Source organism: Variovorax sp. Root473 (assembly GCF_001426505.1).
In the GTDB taxonomy this organism is placed as follows: domain Bacteria; phylum Pseudomonadota; class Gammaproteobacteria; order Burkholderiales; family Burkholderiaceae_C; genus Variovorax.
Window position 1 is genome coordinate 452,500 of the sequence record NZ_LMEV01000001.1, and the last position, 17,865, is coordinate 470,364.

19 protein-coding genes are annotated in these 17,865 nt (G+C 66.7%); 14 read left to right on the plus strand and 5 right to left on the minus strand.

Annotation, left to right across the window (positions count from 1 at the left end; translation table 11 throughout):
- The first annotated feature begins 34 nt into the window (after positions 1-34).
- The 14 genes from ASD34_RS02130 (at position 35) to ASD34_RS02195 (ending at position 13,198) form a co-directional block, all read left to right on the plus strand.
- Positions 35-1,180, plus strand: a complete 1,146-nt coding sequence (locus ASD34_RS02130) for an acyl-CoA dehydrogenase family protein (protein WP_016452528.1) — start codon at positions 35-37, stop codon at positions 1,178-1,180.
- Between the two features lie 11 nt (positions 1,181-1,191).
- Positions 1,192-2,244, plus strand: coding sequence for a CaiB/BaiF CoA transferase family protein (locus ASD34_RS02135; protein WP_016452529.1), 1,053 nt, complete (start codon positions 1,192-1,194; stop codon positions 2,242-2,244).
- Between the two features lie 11 nt (positions 2,245-2,255).
- Positions 2,256-3,923 (plus strand): long-chain fatty acid--CoA ligase, encoded by a 1,668-nt coding sequence (locus ASD34_RS02140; RefSeq protein ID WP_016452530.1) that lies wholly within the window; start codon positions 2,256-2,258, stop codon positions 3,921-3,923.
- 43 nt (positions 3,924-3,966) lie between these two features.
- On the plus strand, positions 3,967-5,148 hold the full coding sequence (locus ASD34_RS02145; protein WP_016452531.1) for a thiolase family protein: 1,182 nt from the start codon (positions 3,967-3,969) through the stop codon (positions 5,146-5,148).
- On the plus strand, positions 5,145-5,945 hold the full coding sequence (locus ASD34_RS02150) for an enoyl-CoA hydratase/isomerase family protein (protein WP_016452532.1): 801 nt from the start codon (positions 5,145-5,147) through the stop codon (positions 5,943-5,945). Before ASD34_RS02145 ends, ASD34_RS02150 begins: the two co-directional genes overlap by 4 nt.
- A 29-nt stretch (positions 5,946-5,974) precedes the next feature.
- Positions 5,975-6,757, plus strand: a complete 783-nt coding sequence (locus ASD34_RS02155) for an SDR family NAD(P)-dependent oxidoreductase (RefSeq protein WP_016452533.1) — start codon at positions 5,975-5,977, stop codon at positions 6,755-6,757.
- Positions 6,758-6,904: 147 nt separating this feature from the next.
- Positions 6,905-7,636 carry a glutathione binding-like protein gene (locus ASD34_RS02160; RefSeq protein WP_016452534.1) on the plus strand — a complete coding sequence of 244 codons (732 nt, stop codon included), beginning with the start codon at positions 6,905-6,907 and terminating at the stop codon, positions 7,634-7,636.
- Positions 7,633-8,241 (plus strand): 2-hydroxychromene-2-carboxylate isomerase, encoded by a 609-nt coding sequence (locus ASD34_RS02165; RefSeq protein WP_016452535.1) that lies wholly within the window; start codon positions 7,633-7,635, stop codon positions 8,239-8,241. The genes ASD34_RS02160 and ASD34_RS02165 overlap by 4 nt, the downstream gene beginning before the upstream one ends.
- 55 nt (positions 8,242-8,296) lie before the next feature.
- A complete protein-coding gene (locus ASD34_RS02170; protein ID WP_016452536.1) occupies positions 8,297-9,487 on the plus strand; it encodes an ABC transporter substrate-binding protein in 1,191 nt (396 codons plus the stop codon).
- A gap of 16 nt (positions 9,488-9,503) precedes the next feature.
- On the plus strand, positions 9,504-10,271 hold the full coding sequence (locus ASD34_RS02175) for an ABC transporter ATP-binding protein (RefSeq protein ID WP_016452537.1): 768 nt from the start codon (positions 9,504-9,506) through the stop codon (positions 10,269-10,271).
- Positions 10,268-10,984 (plus strand): ABC transporter ATP-binding protein, encoded by a 717-nt coding sequence (locus tag ASD34_RS02180; RefSeq protein WP_016452538.1) that lies wholly within the window; start codon positions 10,268-10,270, stop codon positions 10,982-10,984. The genes ASD34_RS02175 and ASD34_RS02180 overlap by 4 nt, the downstream gene beginning before the upstream one ends.
- A 19-nt stretch (positions 10,985-11,003) precedes the next feature.
- Entirely contained in the window at positions 11,004-11,876 is an 873-nt protein-coding gene (locus ASD34_RS02185) for a branched-chain amino acid ABC transporter permease (protein ID WP_016452539.1), read from the plus strand.
- An 11-nt stretch (positions 11,877-11,887) separates the two neighbouring features.
- Positions 11,888-12,883: a branched-chain amino acid ABC transporter permease gene (locus ASD34_RS02190; protein ID WP_197488159.1), complete on the plus strand. Its 996-nt coding sequence runs from the start codon at positions 11,888-11,890 to the stop codon at positions 12,881-12,883.
- Between the two features lie 9 nt (positions 12,884-12,892).
- Positions 12,893-13,198: a hypothetical protein gene (locus ASD34_RS02195; protein ID WP_016452541.1), complete on the plus strand. Its 306-nt coding sequence runs from the start codon at positions 12,893-12,895 to the stop codon at positions 13,196-13,198.
- Here ASD34_RS02195 and ASD34_RS02200 read toward each other — a convergent pair.
- From ASD34_RS02200 to parA, 5 genes are all read right to left on the minus strand, one after another.
- The gene (locus ASD34_RS02200) at positions 13,191-15,173 is read right to left on the minus strand and encodes a relaxase/mobilization nuclease domain-containing protein (RefSeq protein WP_016452542.1); all 1,983 of its coding nucleotides are present in this window, start codon (positions 15,171-15,173) and stop codon (positions 13,191-13,193) included. The genes ASD34_RS02195 and ASD34_RS02200 overlap by 8 nt on opposite strands.
- A gap of 436 nt (positions 15,174-15,609) precedes the next feature.
- Positions 15,610-16,197 carry a S26 family signal peptidase gene (locus tag ASD34_RS02205; protein ID WP_016452543.1) on the minus strand — a complete coding sequence of 196 codons (588 nt, stop codon included), beginning with the start codon at positions 16,195-16,197 and terminating at the stop codon, positions 15,610-15,612.
- Complete coding sequence (locus tag ASD34_RS02210; RefSeq protein WP_016452544.1) at positions 16,194-16,718, minus strand: DUF2840 domain-containing protein; 525 nt, start codon at positions 16,716-16,718, stop codon at positions 16,194-16,196. The genes ASD34_RS02205 and ASD34_RS02210 overlap by 4 nt, the downstream gene beginning before the upstream one ends.
- Positions 16,715-16,978 carry a hypothetical protein gene (locus tag ASD34_RS02215; RefSeq protein ID WP_016452545.1) on the minus strand — a complete coding sequence of 88 codons (264 nt, stop codon included), beginning with the start codon at positions 16,976-16,978 and terminating at the stop codon, positions 16,715-16,717. The genes ASD34_RS02210 and ASD34_RS02215 overlap by 4 nt, the downstream gene beginning before the upstream one ends.
- A complete protein-coding gene (gene parA, locus ASD34_RS02220) occupies positions 16,975-17,613 on the minus strand; it encodes a ParA family partition ATPase (RefSeq protein WP_016452546.1) in 639 nt (212 codons plus the stop codon). Before parA ends, ASD34_RS02215 begins: the two co-directional genes overlap by 4 nt.
- Positions 17,614-17,865: the final 252 nt, after the last annotated feature.

Genomic DNA, 17,865 nt, shown 5'->3' on the forward strand with positions numbered 1-17,865 from the left:
CCTTCATCGTACAAACCTTCTGAGGAGCGCTCCCATGCTGCCGCAATTGCACCGTCAACCCTGGATGGACAGCGACATCGAGACCTTTCGCGACCAGGTGCGCCGCTACATCGCCGCCGAGATGGCTCCGCACCTGCCCGCTTGGCGCGAACAGGGCTACGTCCCGCGCGAGACCTGGCGGCCCTTCGGCGAGATGGGGTTCATGCTGCCCGAAATGCCCGAAGCCTACGGCGGCACCGGGGCCAGCATTGCCTACCAGCTGGTGGTACAGGATGAGTTGACCAGAGCGGAAATGCCCAACAACGTCCAGGTGAACAGCATCGCTGCGCACTACATCATGGACTACGGCACCGAGGAGCAGAAGCAGCGCTGGCTGCCCAAGCTGAGCAGCGGCGAGATGCTGCTCGGCATTGCGATGACCGAACCCGGCTGCGGGACGGACCTCAAGGCCATCGCCACCCGCGCGCGCCGTGATGGCGACCACTACGTGATCGACGGTGCCAAGACCTTCATCACCAACGGCTACACCTGCAATCTGCTGATTGTGGTCGCACGCACCGGCGAGGCGGGCAGCCGAGGCCTTTCGCTGATCGTGGTGGAGACCGAGAACCTGCCAGGGTTCCGCGTGGGCCGCCTGCTCGACAAGATCGGCCTGCATGCGTCGGACACCGCCGAACTCTTCTTCGACGGGGTGCGCGTGCCGGTCGATCAAGTCCTGGGGGGCGTCGAAGGGCTTGGTTTCAAGCAGTTGATGGGCCAGTTGCCCTACGAACGCATGACCATCGCCGTGCCTGCGGCGGCCATCATCGACCGGGCCCTGGAACTCACCGTCGAATACACGAAGGAGCGCAAGATTTTCGGCGCACCGCTGTTCGAGATGCAGACCACGCGCCACAAGCTGGCCGAGATCGCCACCACCGCTCACGTGGTGCGCACCTTCGTCAACGACTGCATCCAGCGGCTGCTGGACGGAAAGCTCGACGCCGAAGCCGCGTACATGGCCAAGTGGTGGTGCAGCGAGCAGCAGTGCCGCGTGGTGGACGAGTGCCTGCAGATGTTCGGCGGCTACGGCTACATGTACGAATACCCGATCGCGCGCATGTACACCACCTCGCGCGTGCAGAAGATCTACGGCGGCGCGAACGAGGTCATGAAAGAACTGATTGCGAGGAAGCTGTGAACGCCTCGCACATGCTGCAAAAGCCACTGCACGGCGTCCGTGTGGTGGAGTTCGAAGGGATCGGGCCGGGCCCGCTGGCCGCCATGATGCTGGCCGACATGGGTGCCGAGGTGATTGCGCTGACACGGGCCGAGCAGGCCGCCGGGGCGCAGCCGCTGGGCGGGGCGGCGGCCAACCCGCTGCACCGGGGCAAGACGGTCGAGATCACCGACCTGAAGTCGCCCGGCGGCAAGGCGCGCGCCCTGGATCTGATCGGCCAGTCCGACGTTCTGATCGAAGGCTTTCGCCCCGGCGTGATGGAACGGCTGGGGTTCGGCCCCGCCGAATGCGCGGCGCGCAACCCCAAGCTGGTCTATGGCCGGATGACGGGCTGGGGCCAGGACGGCCCGCTCTCCCGGGCCGCTGGCCACGACCTGAACTACGTGGCGCTGACGGGCCTGCTGTCGCTGTCGGCCCGCAAGGGGCAGATGCCCATCGTGCCGCCCTCGGTGCTCGGGGACGCGGCCGGGGCGCTGGGCATGGCCTTCGGTGTCGCCTGCGCGCTGGTCGATGCGCGCGGTAACGGTAGGGGCAGTGGCCGCGGCCGGGTCGTGGATGCCGCCATCATCGACATCGTGGCCATGATGGGCACGCTGGTGCATTGGATTCGCGCCAATGGGCAGATCGACGGCACGAAGCCGAGCCCGTTTCACGATTCGCCGTTCTATGACGTGTACGCCTGTGCCGACGGCGGCTTCATCAGCCTCGCGGTGGTGGAGCCCGCGTTCCACGCACTGCTGCTGTCGAAGCTGGGCCTGACGGACGTGAACCCTGCCGACCAGTACGACACGACGACGTGGCCAGCGCTGAAGGAGCGCATTGCGGCCCTCATCCGCAGCCAACCCAGGGCGCACTGGTGCGCGTTGCTCGAAGGCAGCGACGCCTGCTTCGCGCCCGTGCTCAGCCTGGCCGAGGCGGCGCGGCATCCGCACAACGCGGCACGGGGTATCTACCAGACCACCCCCTCCGGCGCCATCGAGGCGGCCCCGGCCCCACGGTTCCAGGCACTCAACGCAACCACATAGGAGACCAGAGAATGACCAACACCACCAAGATCGTGCGCGGCTGCCCGTCTACCTCGGGCAACGACCGCCAGCTCAACACCACGACGCTCATCCGGCACGCCGCGCGCACCCACGGAGACCAGGAGATCGTCTACCGCACGCCCGATGGCGGCTGGGACCGCTACACCTATGCCGACTGCTACGCGCGCGTCTGCCGCAGCGCCAATGCGCTGCGCGCGCTCGGTGTCGAACCTGGCGACCGGGTCGGCATCCTGGACTGGAACAGCCGACGCCATTTCGAGCTGTACTGGTCCATCCCTGGCCTGGGCGCGGTCATGCTGCAGATGAACCTGCGCCTGGGCGCCGAAGACCTGGGCTACGTGGTCGGCCACAGCCAAGTGTCCTACGTATGCGTGGACGAATCATTGCTGCCCATCGCCGAATCCGTCGCGGCGAATTCGCCCCAGATCAAGGGCTGGATCGTCATGACCGACAAGCCGCTGGACCAGATTAAGACCACGCTGAAACCGCTGCTGCACTACGAAGACCTGCTGGCCGCCGCCGACCCCAAGATCGACTGGCCCGAGATCGACGAAACCTCGGCCTACAGCGCCTGCTACACCACCGGCACCACGGGCAAGCCCAAGGGCGTGTACTACTCGCACCGCTGCATCTACCTGCACTCCACGGGCATGGCCACCAATCTGGGCATGACGCTGAGCGACTGCGTGATGCTCATCACGCCCATGTTCCACGGGCAATGCTGGGGCCTGCCGCAGGCCGCCACGCTGCTGGGCGACAAGATCGTGCTGCCGGGCCGCTATGTCGCCGAGGACACCAAGCCCCTGGTTGACGCCATGATCGCCGAGGGCGTGACGGTCGCCAACGGCGCACCGGCCATCTTTCAGCCCATGCTGCAGTACATCGAAACGATGCCGGTCAAGCCGGACTTCAGCAGCATGCGCATGCTGTCCGGCGCCTCCGAGCCGCCGCTGTCGATGATGATCGGTTTCTACAAACTCACCGGTGCCGAGGTGGTCCACGGCTACGGTGCCACCGAAGCCACGACGCTGGTGACCATGAACCGCCTCAAGTCCACGCTCAAGAAGCGCCTGACCGAGGAAGAGCGCTGGAACCTCAAGCGCAAGCAGGGTCTGGTGCTGACCGGGGTGGACATCCGCATCCTCGATGCCGATGACAAGGACTTGCCGCATGACGGAAAGTCGGCGGGCGAGATTTGCGTGCGCGGCCCCTGGATCACGGCCAGCTACCACGACATGCCCGATTCCGCAGACCGCTTCCTGGAGGGTGGCTGGTGGCGCTCGGGCGATGTCGGCACGGTGGACGAGAACGGCTACCTCAAGGTCACCGACCGCATCAAGGACGTGATCAAGAGCGGCGGCGAATGGATTTCTTCCATCGACATGGAAAACCTGCTCATGGGCCACCCCGCCGTGCGCGACGCCGCCGTGGTCGGCGTTCCGCATCCGAAGTGGCAGGAGCGGCCGCTGGCCCTGGTGGTGCTCAAGCCCGGCCAGCAGGCGACCCAGGAACAACTGAAGGAGCACCTGGGCAGCGCCTTCGCCAAGTGGCAGTGGCCGGATCAGGTTCTGTTCGTCGAGGCCATCCCCAAGACCAGCGTCGGCAAGCTCGACAAGAAGCGCATACGCGTCGAGCAGGCAGACCGCTATTCCGCCTGACACCCGCTTTGCATGACCCCCAGTTTCTTACCAGGAGAACCACATGAATGACCATGAACCCGTGATCGTCGGCGCGCTGCGCACCCCCGTGGGCAAGCGCGGCGGGCGCCTGCAAAAATGGCACCCCGTCGATCTGATGGCCGAGACGCTGCGCCAGCTGGTCGAACAGTCCGGCGTCAACCCCTCCGATCTGGACGACGTGATCGTCGGCTGTGTGCTGCAGTGGGACCAGCAGCATGGCAACCTGGCCCGCCATGCCGTGCTGGCGGCGGGGCTGCCCGAATCCGTCCCGGCTGTGACGGTGGACCGGCAATGCGGCTCCGGCCAGCAGGCGGTGAGTTTTGCCGTGCATGGCATCCAGGCGGGGGCCTACCAGCTGGCCATCGGCGGGGGGGTGGAGTCGATGTCGCAGGCGCCGCTGCCGCCGTCGTTCAAGCCCGGCGCGCCGCTGGGCGCGCAATACAGCCCGCGCGAACTGGCGCGCTACCAGGACAACCCGCTGATACCGCAAGGCGTTTCGTCGGAGTTGCTGAACTCGCGCTTCGGCCTGACCCGTGAAGTCCTGGATGCATCCGCCGTGCGCAGCCACAAGCGCGCCGCCGAGGCGATTCAGGCCGGTCGCATCAAGGATCAACTGGTGCATCTGACCGAGGACCCGGCCGACCCGAACAGCCCCGTCGTCGCCGCCGACGAGGGCGTGCGCGCCAACCCCGACCCCGAGAAGCTGGCCACGCTGAAAGCCGTGTTTGCCGCCAACGGCACCACCACCGCCGGCAACTCGTCGCAGATCAGCGACGGCGCCGCCGCACTGCTGATCGCCAGCCGTGCCTATGCCAAAAAGCATGGCCTCAAGCCGCGTGCGCGCTTCGTCAGCACCGCCGTGGCCGCCGCCGACCCGGTGATCCAGTTCACCGCCGTGCTCGACTCCACCCGCAAGGCATTGAAGGAATCGGGCCTGACCATCAACGACATCGACCTGTTCGAAGTCAACGAGGCTTTCGGCGGCGTGCCGCTGATGTTCCAGCAGGAATTCGGCATCCCGGACGACCGCCTGAATGTCAACGGCGGCTCGATGGCCATTGGCCATCCGCTGGGTTCCACCGGCGCGCGCATGCTCACCGACCTGCTGTACGAACTGGAGCGCCGGGGCGGCCGCTATGGCCTGCAAACCATCTGCGAGGCTTCGGGCACGGCCAACACCACCATCATCGAGCGGCTTGCATGAGCGGGGCCACCATGAGCGAAGCCAGTGAAGTGCTCGTCAGCCGTGACGGCGCCGTCGTCACCCTGACCATCAACCGCCCGCGTGCGAAGAACAGCCTGAACCGCGCGGTGTTCGATGGCCTGTCCGCACAGCTTGCGCAACTGCGCGACGACGATGTCGTGCGGGTCGTCGTCATCACCGGCGCCGAGGGCGTGTTTTGCGCGGGCGCCGACATCACGGCCTTTGAAGTGCTGCGCGCCGCGCCGCTGCTGGGCGACCGCTCGGCGACCGGCTGGGACTTCTTTGCGGCGCTGGGGCGCTTCCCCAAGCCCGTCATCGCGGCGGTGGAAAAGGTCGCGCTGGGCGGCGGCACGGAACTGGCGCTGGCCTGCGACATCGTGATCGCGGGCGAGTCCGCCAAGTTCGGCGTGCCGGAAGTCAAGCTGGGCGCCATCCCCGGTGCGGGCGGCACCCAGCGCTTGATTCATGCCATCGGCAAGTCCAAAGCCATGGCGCTGTTGCTGACCGGCGATTTCATGGATGCCCGCAAGGCTTGCGACGTCGGCATCGTCGCCGAAGTGACGGCGGACGGCCAGGCCCTGCCGACGGCGTTGGCGATGGCCAGCCGGATTGCGGCCAATTCGCCGCTGGCCGTGGCGCTGGCCAAGGATGCGGCCCTGGCCAGCTTTGAAACCCCGCTCGCGCAGGGCCTGGAGCATGAGAAGCGCAATTTCGTTGTCGCTTTGCGTTCGGCCGACAACCTGGAAGGGCAAGCGGCATTCCTGGGCAAGCGCACCCCCAAATTCACCGGCCAATAACGCCTGTCTGTCATCTTCAAGGAAAAACCATGCAACTCAATTCCGGCATTTCTGCCGTCATCACCGGGGGGGCTTCCGGCCTGGGGGCCGCCACGGCCCGGCGTTTGGCCAGCCATGGCGTCAAGGTCGCCATCTTCGACATGAACGAAGCCGTCGGCCAGGCGTTGGCCAGCGAGCTTGGCGGCGTTTACTGCAACGTGGACGTAACGTCCGAGGAGCAGGTGGACGCAGCCTTCGCCAAGGCCCGCGCCGCGATCGGGCAGGAACGCGTTTTGGTCAACTGCGCCGGCACGGCCGACGCCGTCAAGACTGTCAGCCGCGATCGGAAAACGGGTGAGATCCGCCCGAGTGCGGTGGATCGCTTCAACCGCATCGTGCAGATCAACCTGGTGGGCACGTTCCGCTGCATTGCCAAATCGACGGCGGGCATGCTGGCGCTGGAACCGCTGGCCGACGGCGACCGCGGCGTCGTGGTCAACACCGCTTCGGCCGCTGCGGTGGACGGCCAGGTCGGCCAGGCCAGCTATGCCGCCAGCAAGGCCGCCGTCATGGGCATGACCTTGCCGATCGCACGCGACCTGATGGACGAAGGCGTTCGCGTCAACACCATCCTGCCGGGGATCTTCGGCACCCCCTTGCTGCTGGCCCTGCCGGACAACGTCAAGCAAGCGCTGGCGGCCAGCGTGCCCTTTCCCAAGCGTTTGGGCGACCCCGATGAATTCGCGCAGGCCGTCGAGTTTCTGGTCACTTGCGGCTACATGAACGCCGAGTCCATCCGCGTGGATGGGGCCCTCCGCATGGCGCCGCGCTGACGCCTTGAACCCTCGAAGAGCTGCGCATGATGTCGTCAACCCGAGAAAGCCGCGCGACGGGAGCCTGGAATGTCAGGGGGCCGGCCACGGGTGACTGCAAGTCATGGCGTGATGTCGATCCGCAGCTCGCCAGGAGCGTCATTCGCCATGATTGACCTGCATTACGCACCGACACCCAACGGCTGGAAGATCTCCATCCTGCTTGAGGAACTCGGACTTCCCTATACGGTGACTCCGGTCAACATCCGCGCTGGCGAGCAATTCAAGCCGGAATTTCTGGCGATCAGCCCGAACAACCGCATTCCGGCCATAGTGGACCATGCGCCGCTCGACGGCGGCGGCCCGCTTTCGGTGTTCGAGACCGGCGCCATCCTGGTCTATCTGGCCCAGAAAACCAACCGCTTCCTGCCCACGGATCTGCGCGGCTTCACCCAAACCATGCAATGGGTGATGTGGCAGGTGAGCGGACTGGGGCCCATGCTCGGCCAGCATGGTCACTTTGCGCTGTATGCGCAGGAAAAGATCGCCTACGCGATCGAGCGTTACCGCGACGAAGCGGCGCGGCTGTATCGCGTGCTCGATACCCAGCTCGGCAAGACCGGCGCCTATGTCGCCGGCGCCGAGTACGGCATCGCCGACATCGCCTGCTTTCCCTGGGCCATGACCCACAAGGCGCAAGGCTTCACGCTCGACGATTTTCCCCACATCAAGCGCTGGTACGCCAGCGTGCGCGCCCGGCCGCAAGTGCAGGCGGGACTGGCGGTCGGCAAATTCGAGAAGGAGCCGCTGGACGACGAAGCAAGAAAGAACATGTTCGGCCAGAAGGCCAAGGAGATGGCACACCGCATGTCGCCCAACAACCAGCGAGAAACACCATGATCGAATTCTTCTTCGACTGCTCCAGCCCCTGGACCTATCTCGCCTTCCACAACATCCAGCCGCTCGCCGACGAACTGGGCGTCGAGGTCACATGGCGGCCCATCCTGGTCGGCGGCATCTTCAACACGATCAATCCGACCGTCTACGCCTCGCGCGAGACGCCGGTGCCGCAGAAGGCCCGCTACCTGAAAAAGGATCTGGCAGATTGGGCCCGCTCGACGGGGCTTGCGATCAAGATGCCGCCGACGGTGTTTCCCGTCAACAGCGTGAAGGCGATGCGCGGCTGCGTCTGGCTCGGCAACGACATGGTGCCGTTTGCCCGCGCCATATTTGAAGCCTATTGGGGCGAGGACCAGGACATCTCGCAGGATTCGGTGCTGACCCATGTGTGCCAGCGCATTGGCATCGATCCCGCCCCATTCTTTGCAGGCATCGGCGAGCAGGCGATCAAGGATCAGCTCAAGGCCAACACCGATGAGGTGGTCGCGCGCGGCGGCTTTGGCTCGCCGACCATCTTTGTGGACAAGACCGACATGTATTTCGGCAACGACCGCATGCCGCTGATCCGCGAAGCCGTGCTGCGCCTGCAAGGGAAGACGGCCTGATACCGCAAGCAGGGTTCACCCATCCATTCATCTCACCACCACCACAGGAGACATCATGCAAAAAAGACAATTCATCACCATGCTTTCCGGCGCCATGCTGACCGGCGTTTCTGGCCTGGTCCGCGCGCAGGGCGCAGGCACCCCGGGCGTGACGGATCGCGAGATCAAGATCGGCTCGACCGGGCCGCTCAGCGGCCCGGCCGCAGGCTATGGCGTCGTCGGCAAGACCATGTCTGCATGGTTTGACCTGGTCAACGCCGAGGGCGGCGTGAATGGGCGCCAGCTCAAGCTGGTGCTGGCCGACGATGGCTACAGCCCGCCGAAAACCCTGGAGCAATCGCGCCGCCTGGTGGAGCGCGATCAGGTGGCTTTTCTCGCGGCGCAGATAGGCTCGTCCACTGGGCTGGCGTCGCGCAGCTATCTCAACAACGCCAAAGTACCGCAACTCTTCGTTTCGTCCGGCTCTGCCACGTGGCTGGATGATGCGGCTAAGTTCCCCTGGAGCATGGGCTGGCTGCCCCTGTACACCGACGAAGGGCGCATCCTGGCCAGGCACATCCTGCAGACGCGGCCCAACGCGAAGATCGCCATGTTCTACCAGAACGACGACGCCGGCAAGGATGTGCTGCGTGGCGTGAAGGAGGTTCTGGCTGCCGCCGGGAAGAAGCTCATCAGCGAAGAGTCGCATGAAGTGTCGGATCCGACGGTGGACTCGCAGATCGTCTCCATGCATGCCTCGGGCGCGGACGTGCTGGTGGCGTGGGGTTCGCCCAAAGCCACCCTCCAGTCGCTGCGCAAGACCCACGACATCGGCTGGCGCCCGGCCATCTACATCAACCCGAGCGCATCTTCGGTGCCCGCGGTGCTGACTCCGGTGGGGCTGGACAAGGTCAAGGGCATCATGAGCGCCGCGTTCCTCAAGGATCCGAGCGATCCGACCTGGAAGGACGACCCTGGTGTCCTGGCCTGGCATGCCTTCATGGACAAATACAACAAAGGCGCGGCCAAGGAGTACCTCACCGTGCTCGGTGCCTGCCTTGGGCAAGTGACAGTGCAGTTGCTCAAGCAGTGCGGCAACGACCTCTCGCGCGAGAACATCATGCGGCAGTCGCGCCGCCTGGACATGGATTTGCCCATGATGCTGCCGGGCCTGCGTGTCAAGACCAGCGACGCCCGCCCTCACCCGATACCGGACATGCGCATCCAGCAGTTCGACGGCACGAGCTGGAAGGTGATGCCGTCCTGACGGGGCGAGCGCAGCGATGGAACCCATTCTTTCCGTACGCGACCTGACGATCCGCTTCGGCGGTGTCGTCGCGCTGGACGCCTTCTCGATGGACGTGCCCGAGGGCTGCATCTTCGGCCTGATCGGGCCGAACGGCGCTGGCAAGACGACCTGCTTCAACTGCATCAGCGGCCTGTACCGGCCCACCCACGGCAGCGTGCGCTTCGGCCAGGCCGAGTTGACGCGCCTGCCGCGCCACGGCGTGGCACGGCTGGGTCTGAGCCGCACCTTCCAGAACGTGGCGCTCTACCCCTCGCTCACGGTGCGCGAAAACGTGATGGTGGGTGCGCACGCGCGGCTGCCGGTGTCGATGCTGGGTGCCGCGCTGCGCTCGCGCGCCGTCCGTGCCGCCGAGGAAGAAATCGCGCACTCGGCTGACGCGGCCCTGGCCACGCTGCGGCTGTCCGACTATGCCGACCGGGGCGTGGCGGAACTGCCGGTGGGCATCCAGCACCGCGTGGAAATCGCGCGGGCGCTGGTGACGCGGCCCAAGCTGCTGCTGCTTGACGAACCCGCCGCTGGCCTCACCGCTGGCGAGGTCGATGAACTGCGCGACGTGCTGCTGCGCCTGCACGAGGAATTGAAGCTGACCATGGTGATCGTGGAGCACAACATGCGCTTCGTGATGAAGACCTGCTCCGACCTCGCGGTACTGAGCTTTGGCCGCAAGCTCGCCCAGGGCTCGCCCGAGGAAGTGGCCAACAACGACGCCGTGCTCGATGCCTATCTGGGAGGTGTGCTGTGACCCAACGGCTTGAAATCCGCAACCTCGCGGTGGCCTACGGCCGAACGGCGGTGGTGCATGGCATCGACCTGCACGTGCAGGCCGGCGAGATGGTGGCGCTGCTCGGCGCCAACGGCGCGGGAAAGACCTCCATCCTGCGCGCCATCAGCCACCAGCAGGTGACTGCCAAGGGCACGCTGCGCTTCGAGGGCCAGGACATCATCGACATGGCCGCGCCCGCCATCGCCTCGCTGGGCATCGCCCACGTGCCCGAAGGGCGCGGCACCTTTGGCGACCTGACGGTGCTGGAAAACCTGCGCGTGGGCGCCATCCACCGCCGCGACAAGGACGGCATCGAGCAGGACATCGCCCGGATGCAGACGCTGTTTCCCAAGCTGTCCAGCCGCGCGAAGCAGGCGGCGGGCACGCTCAGCGGCGGCGAGCAGCAGATGCTGGCCATCGCGCGCGCGCTGATGACGCGCCCCAAGATGCTGCTGCTGGACGAGCCTTCGTTCGGCATCGCGCCGCGCGTGACGCAGGAGATCTACGAACTCCTGCACCAGTTGCGCGAAACCGAGCACCTCACGGCGCTCATCGTGGAGCAGAACGCCCAGGTCGCGCTGAACCTAGTCAACCGGGCCTATGTGCTCGAAAGCGGGCGCGTCACTGCCCAGGGCACCGCAGCCGAGCTGCGCGAAGACGACGCCGTGCGCCGCAGCTACCTCGGCCACTGATCAAAAAAGGTTCATCACCATGCAAGCATTCCTTCACCAGATAGCTTCGGGCCTGGCGGCGGGCGGCATCTATGCCAGCCTCGCCATCGCGCTTGTGCTCATCTATCGCTGCACTTCGTCCGTCAACTTCGCGCAGGGCGAACTGGCGATGTTCTCCACCTATATGAGCTGGGCGTTGGTTCAGGCGGGCGCATCATGGTGGGTGGCCTTCGCCGTCGTGGTCGTGGGTTCCTTCCTGCTCGGGCTGGCGCTGGAACGGGTCATCTTCCAGCCCCTGCGGCACAAGCCGGTGCTCTCGGTCGTGGCGGCCAGCATCGCGCTGCTCATCATCTTGAACAGCCTGGTCGGCTGGCTGTTCGGGCATGAGATGCTGGAGTTCGCCACGCCGTTCGGTGGCGTCCTCAGCCGTGCCGAACCCTATCTGTCGGCCCACGAGGTCGGCGTTCTGCTCGTCACCCTGGCCGAACTGGCGGCGGTATTCGCGTTCTTCCGCTTCACCCGGTTCGGCCTGGCGATGCGTGCGGTGGCGGTGAACGCGCCGTCGGCGGAACTGTCGGGCATCAGCACCAACAAGGTGCTGGCCGTGGGCTGGGGTCTTGCAGCGGTGGCCGGTGCCGTGGCGGGGCTGATGGCCGCGCCCATCGTGTTCCTGGAGCCGTCGATGATGATGGGGCCGCTGATCTACGCACTGGCGGGCGCGCTGCTGGGCGGCATCGCCAGCCCTGTGGGCGCCGTGGCCGGGGGCTTCGCCGTCGGGGTACTGGAGAACCTGCTGGGCGCCTACGTGGTCGGCAACGACCTGAAACTGACCTGCATCATGCTGTTGATCATCGCGATGCTGGTCTTGCGGCCCGCCGGTATCTTCGGCAAGACGGCCCAGGTGAGGGTGTGAGCATGAGTACCATGAACGCCCCACTCAACATCCGCCCGGCGGCATCGCCCACCTGGTTGCGCTGGACGGCCTCGGTGGTCGGGCTCGCGCTGCTGGCCTGGTCCTTTAGTTGGCAAAGTTATCCGTTGTACGTGATGACGCAGGTGCTGATCTATGGCATCGCCATCATGGGCCTGAACCTGCTCACCGGCTACACGGGCCAGATCTCGCTCGGCCACAGCGCCTTCTTCGCCATCGGTGCCTATACTGCGGCGGTGCTCTCGCATCACCTGGGCTGGCCATTCTACGTGGGCGTGCCGGTGGCGGCGCTGTTGTGCTTCGTGGCGGGTTTCCTCTTCGGCTTCCCGGCGCTGCGGCTGCCCATGCTTTATCTGGCGCTGTCCACCTTCGCGGTGGCGGTGGTGACACCGCAGGCGCTCAAGTGGAAAAAGATCGAGTGGCTGACCGGCGGCGTGGCGGGGATCGTCCTGGAAAAACCTGTGTTCCCAGGAGTGCTGGCCGACCGGGCGGACTGGGCCATCATGGCCTGCGTTGCGGCCTGCGCGCTCTGCGCCTTCCTGCTGGCGCGGCGGATTCTCGGCTCGCAGTTCGGCCGCCTGGTGGACGCCTCGCGCGACCAGCCGCTCGCGGCGGCGGCGGGCGGGCTCGACATCACCGCCCTGCGCACGCAGATGTTCGGCCTCAGCGCGGCGTTCACCGGCCTGGCCGGTGCCCTGAGCGTGGTGGCGGGCCAGTTCGTCGCGCCCGAGAACTTTCCCTTCCTGCTCTCGGTGTCCCTGCTGGTGGGCAGCTTCGTGGGCGGGGTGCGCAGCCTGTGGGGCGCCTTCCTGGGGGCTGCCTTCATCGTGCTCACGCCCAACTTGGCCGAGAGCGTGTCGCAATCCGCGCCGTGGATGATCTTCGGCTTCGCACTGCTCGCGGTGGTCTTCCTGGCCCCCAATGGCTTGAGCGGCTGGATCACCAGCCTCCGGCGCAGGCGTGCAAATTCCTCATCCGCCCAGTCTTAGATGCTTTCCATGCAGCCCGTCTTCGTCGCTGGCACGGGCATGACCCGTTCCGGCAAGCACATTGACTGCGGTCTCAAATCGCTCACCGCCGAGGCGATTGGCGAAGCCATTGCCGATGCAGGCATCACCCCGTCCCAACTGCAGGCGCCCCACATGCGCAACGCCGCTGCTGGTGTCATGGCCGACCAGGTGCTGATCCCCGGAAAGGTGGCGTTGCGCGGCATGGGCATCAGGCGCATTCCGGTCGTCAACATCGAGAACGCTTGTAGACGCATCCTTGCAGTGGGTGCTCGATATGCTGCTGGCTTCAGATAACAGATAAGCCCTGTTGCCGTCGGATTTGCCAGGATACGCGGCCGTCATGTACCTGCGCAGAAATCGGCATACCGAGTCGTTGTTCGATGACAGGCCTCCATGGCACCAGGCTGAACCCCATGCCGTCATCGAGCATGGCGTAGCGCCCGCTGGCCAGCATGACGCTGCGGCGGTAGATGCCCGCCACGCGCTGGCCATCGGCCACGGGCCGATGCTCCAGGCCAGTTTCGGCGGCCAAGTCCTTCGCGGCATGCGCTACATCCCGGCTGCGCAGCGTTGCCAGCAGATTGCGCGCCAGGATGACGCGTTGGCCGCGCCGCTCGGCCAGCCCCTGTTCGGCCAGGAAGTCGGTGCGCTGTTGCATTGCCTGCTTGGCCTCACCGCCAAAGCCCAGGTCGCCCAGGCCAGAGCCGCCGCCGATCAACTGCTGGTCAAGCCAGGTGGCCCCGATCACGCGGGCCTGCCGCTCGATGGGCAGGTGCGATTTCAGCTCCACGGCCACGCCGCCCAGGCGCTGCGCGTCGTAGCGACGGCCCTGATCGGGCAGGTCGCCCGGCACCTTCCATAGCCCTTCGGCCACGCGCTCCACGATGCCTGCCCGGCGCAGGGCTTCCAAGCGCCGGACGTGGGCCGCGACGACTTCCTGCGGATCGCGGCCCGGCACGGCCTGGCCCTGCGCGATAGCAAGGTGGTGGTCGGTGCGGTACAGACCATCGCTCGCCAGCACGGCGATGTTCTTGTCGGCCGCGCGCACGTCGGCCGATCCCTTCACCTCCACCACGGCGCCGGTGGGATAGTTCGCCAGCTCGTCGCGGGTGTTGAGCGCGACGTAGTGGGCCTTGCCGTCCACCCCGTCGATGACCAGATAGCCACGGTCGCGCAGCTCGTCGGCCAGCCCCTTCGCGGCTACGCGGCCGAGAATGGTTCGGCCATCGTCGCCCGGCTCGAACACCGCCAGTTCGCGCGGCTCGCCGCGCATGGCACGCTGCATGGTGCGGATGATGTCGCCACGCTCGCCCAGGGCGCGCAGGGTCTTCTCGGCATCGGCATGGACGGCCCAGGTGCCCGGCTGCGTCTCGTCGGCCAGCCCCAGGCGCTGCAAGCGTTGCAGGCGGCCGATCAGCAGCAGGCGTTGGCGTTGCAGCTTCGGTTCGTTGAAGCGTTCGATCTGCACCCGGCCGTCTTCGCCGGCCTCGCGTTTCAGCGTGCGATCCAGGCTCGTCCACCGCTCCTGCTCCACCTCGCGTTGCAAGGTCTGCTGGATCTCCAGTTCGGTGCGCGGCCCCAGCCATTCGGTCGCCAGCTCGGATGCGCGATGCCGAAAGCCATCGGCGATGTAGTCACCCGCGATGATGAGGTCTTTGCTGGTATCGTCGCGCCCGCGCACGATCAGGTGGGCGTGGGGGTTGTCGGTGTTCCAGTGATCAACGGCCACCCATTCCAGCCGTGTGCCCAGGTCAGCTTCCATGCGGTTCATCAGATGCCGTGTATAGGTGCGCAGGTCTTCCAGCTCCGCGCCGTCCTCGGGCGAGACGATGAAGCGGAAGTGATGCCGGTCGTCGGCGCAGCGTTCCTTGAAGGCGTCGAGGTCGGCGGTATCGGTCTGCGGCCCGTAGGCTTGGCCTGGCTCGCCGTCGCGGCCCACGCCGTCGCGCTCGATGTAGCGTAGGTGCTTGGCGAGCGATTGCGGGCTGGCCCGCTGCTGGTTCACCAGTAGGGTCTTGATGGTCACGCGCCGCGACATGGGTGTCAGCTTCGCGCCCGCAAACCGCGCCGCCGTATGGCCGCGCCCCAGGCGTGAGCCGGGCCGCTGGCCGGTGGCCTTGCCGCCGACGGCCGATGCCGGACGGCGCACCGAGGACTTGCCGCCACTGGCCTTGCCGGCCTGCTGGAGCACCTTGGAAACGAAGCCCTGGCCGCGGTTTTTTGGCGCGCTGGGGCGGATGTGGAAATCGTCGTCGCGGCGGTTGATCATGACTTCTCTCCCTGAAAGCTGGGGCGTAGTCCGTCGTGCGAAGCACGCGAACAAGCCCATATCGACGCGGGCCACGCGCCACAAGCAGCACGGCGGCGAAGCCGCTGCGTGCCGCGCCACCCCCACGTGCAGACTGGCTTTGCGGGCCGACAGGTGCCGCCCCCTTTTGTCTTGCCTTCCGCATTTGCCTCCCGCATCCGCTCCAGGCAACTGCGGCCCGGCGGCAAGGCTGCACCGGCAGCCAGCGCACCGGCGAACACGGCGATGGCCGCAGGCCATCCGTGTTCGAGACAAGACGCCTGCACGTGGGACGGCTGCGCCGGAGGCAGCGTGAAGTGCGGCGCGGATGCGCTCGCACTGCATGTGCGACGACACACGGAACGCCGCCGGAACGACACGCCCGATAGCACGATGATGCACAGCGAATCAGCGGCCATCATGGGCGCGACTCCAGCCAAACCGGGCGCGCAACGCCAACCACGGCGGCTGCGCTGACCGGCCCGAAATACCGGCTGTCGAAAGACGCCGGATTGGTCGCGCTGAGCAGGAACAGCTCGCCAGGCTGAAGGCGACGGCACTGCTGCCAGGATGGCAGCGGCCGGCCCCAGCGATCGGCAGGCAACACGGCGGCTGAAGGCACGCCGTCGATGCGGACTTTGCCGTCAGCGATACACACCTCTTGCGGCGCCATCGCGCCCACGCGCTTGAGCAACGGGATGCGCGTCGGTAGGTAGCCGCGCTGCGCAGCCAGCGCGGCGGCCTCGGCGGGCAGCGGCACCAACACGATGCTACCCACGGACAACGGACGTGGCGGCGAGCTGGTGCGATGGTCGAGCGGATCGACGCGATACCATCCGACCGCCACGCTGTCGGATGGGTTGTAGGTCAGGCGCGGCAGCGGATGCACGAAGGACGCCCAGGCAAGCGCAGCGAGGCCGCAGGTGGACAGGCCCGCCAGCATGAGGCGAGCGCGCAGGCGCGAGCGTGGATGCGTGACAGCAGTGGGAACAGAAATCGTGCTCATGACAGCGCCCTCACGGCCAGCCAGGCGGCGTGCCGCTCGGCGCTGTATTCGGGCAGCGGCAAGCGCGCCGCGAGCCGGTTGCCCAGCGTGCGCCAGTACGCGGGCGAGGCGGTAGCAGGCGTGATGCCCAGCGCTTCGATGCCGTCGATGCGTTCCAGCACGGCACGCACCGATTGCTCACCCTCGGCGTGCAGCAACAGGCGCGCGCCCGGCTGCACGCCGGGGATGCGCTGCGCGCCATCCATCGGCATGCACGCCTGCATCACCATGAGCTGCCAGCGGATCGTGCCGTAGTCGTTGGCCTGCCAGCGGATGCGGCAGAGAACCGCGTTCGGCGTGAACACCGCGCAGCGACGCCAGCGGTCGAATCGGATGATGCGCGAGGGATCGCCGAAGCGCAGATAGAGGTCGAAGCGTTGGTCGATGTAGGCGAGCGCAACGCGCGTCAGCGGCACGCCATCGGCTCGGCCGACTGGCGGGGCAGATGACGTCGGCAATGCTGTCGAAACGGGTGTGATCATGGAGACTTCTCCGGGAATTCCCGCTTCAGCAGCGCGCGCAACAGATCAGCCACCGTCACGCCTTGCGTGAAGGCCGATACCTTGATGCGCGCCCGCATGGCGGGCGTGATGTCGAGGGTCAGGCGGGCCGTGTAGAGGTCGCCTTTCTGGAGGTCATCGGCGCTGCCCTGGCGAATCCACGCCTCGGCGTGCGGATTCGCGGGCGGGCGCGCGCCGATGCCCACGCGCTTGCCCGTGCGTTTGCTGGCGGGACTGCTCATGACGGCCACCGCAGCAGTTCGTCCACCAGCGCGGTGATTTCGCTGGCGGCGGCGCTGTCGGGCGCCGTCTCGCGCGCCAGTCGGCCAGCGGCCACGCTGTCGGCGAACACGATGCGTTGATGCACTTCCGCGCGCAGCGCGGGCAGCGGCTGCTCGGCCAGCGCTCCGCGTGCTTCGCGTCCGATCACCGTGGTGCTGACGCGCCGGTTGATGACAAACGCCGCGCGCAGCGCAGGCCGAAACACCTGCGCCTCGCGGATCAGCGCCACCATCTCGGCACTGGCCCACAGGTCGTAGGGACTGGGCTGCACGGGAATCAGCACCCGCTCGGCCGCCAGCAGCGCGGAGCGCGCCAGCGCCGCGATGCGTGGTGGCCCGTCGATGACGACGTGATCGGCCCGCCTGGCGAGTTCTGGCGCTTCCTGGTGCAGGGTTTCGCGAGCAAGGCCCACAGCGCTGAACAGCCTTGGCAAGCCTTGCTGGCTGCGGCGCTGCGTCCAGTCCAGCGCGGAGCCCTGCGGATCGGCATCCAGCAGGACGACGTGCTGGCCGCGCATCGCCAGCTCGCCGGCGATGTGCGTTGCGAGCGTGGTCTTGCCCACGCCGCCTTTCTGGTTGAGCAGCGCGACGATCATGGCCTGGCCCTCCGCGTTGGAAAGCCCGGCTGTTGCCGCTGCGCTTCGCGTCCTGTGGCGGTTGTCCACCGAGACGCGGCGCTGCTACTACCAGTTAGAGTATTTAAGTTAGGGAAGTTAAGGGAGACCGAAACCCGCGCCAGCATTGGCTTTGCGGCCGATGGACACGCCTGATAGCACGATAGTCCCACGCCCGATAGCACGATACCTGGCACGCCTGATAGCACGAGCCCGTCCACAGGACGCGCACCG

Bases quoted from the DNA above. Each gene is read 5' to 3' on its own strand.
- ASD34_RS02130 (WP_016452528.1), top strand. From the start codon at position 35: ATGCTGCCGCAATTGCACCGTCAACCCTGGATGGACAGCGACATCGAG.
- ASD34_RS02135 (WP_016452529.1), top strand. From the start codon at position 1,192: ATGCTGCAAAAGCCACTGCACGGCGTCCGTGTGGTGGAGTTCGAAGGG.
- ASD34_RS02140 (WP_016452530.1), top strand. From the start codon at position 2,256: ATGACCAACACCACCAAGATCGTGCGCGGCTGCCCGTCTACCTCGGGC.
- ASD34_RS02145 (WP_016452531.1), top strand. From the start codon at position 3,967: ATGAATGACCATGAACCCGTGATCGTCGGCGCGCTGCGCACCCCCGTG.
- ASD34_RS02150 (WP_016452532.1), top strand. From the start codon at position 5,145: ATGAGCGGGGCCACCATGAGCGAAGCCAGTGAAGTGCTCGTCAGCCGT.
- ASD34_RS02155 (WP_016452533.1), top strand. From the start codon at position 5,975: ATGCAACTCAATTCCGGCATTTCTGCCGTCATCACCGGGGGGGCTTCC.
- ASD34_RS02160 (WP_016452534.1), top strand. From the start codon at position 6,905: ATGATTGACCTGCATTACGCACCGACACCCAACGGCTGGAAGATCTCC.
- ASD34_RS02165 (WP_016452535.1), top strand. From the start codon at position 7,633: ATGATCGAATTCTTCTTCGACTGCTCCAGCCCCTGGACCTATCTCGCC.
- ASD34_RS02170 (WP_016452536.1), top strand. From the start codon at position 8,297: ATGCAAAAAAGACAATTCATCACCATGCTTTCCGGCGCCATGCTGACC.
- ASD34_RS02175 (WP_016452537.1), top strand. From the start codon at position 9,504: ATGGAACCCATTCTTTCCGTACGCGACCTGACGATCCGCTTCGGCGGT.
- ASD34_RS02185 (WP_016452539.1), top strand. From the start codon at position 11,004: ATGCAAGCATTCCTTCACCAGATAGCTTCGGGCCTGGCGGCGGGCGGC.
- ASD34_RS02190 (WP_197488159.1), top strand. From the start codon at position 11,888: ATGAACGCCCCACTCAACATCCGCCCGGCGGCATCGCCCACCTGGTTG.
- ASD34_RS02195 (WP_016452541.1), top strand. From the start codon at position 12,893: ATGCAGCCCGTCTTCGTCGCTGGCACGGGCATGACCCGTTCCGGCAAG.
- ASD34_RS02200 (WP_016452542.1), bottom strand. From the start codon at position 15,173: ATGATCAACCGCCGCGACGACGATTTCCACATCCGCCCCAGCGCGCCA.
- ASD34_RS02205 (WP_016452543.1), bottom strand. From the start codon at position 16,197: ATGAGCACGATTTCTGTTCCCACTGCTGTCACGCATCCACGCTCGCGC.
- ASD34_RS02210 (WP_016452544.1), bottom strand. From the start codon at position 16,718: ATGATCACACCCGTTTCGACAGCATTGCCGACGTCATCTGCCCCGCCA.
- ASD34_RS02215 (WP_016452545.1), bottom strand. From the start codon at position 16,978: ATGAGCAGTCCCGCCAGCAAACGCACGGGCAAGCGCGTGGGCATCGGC.
- parA (WP_016452546.1), bottom strand. From the start codon at position 17,613: ATGATCGTCGCGCTGCTCAACCAGAAAGGCGGCGTGGGCAAGACCACG.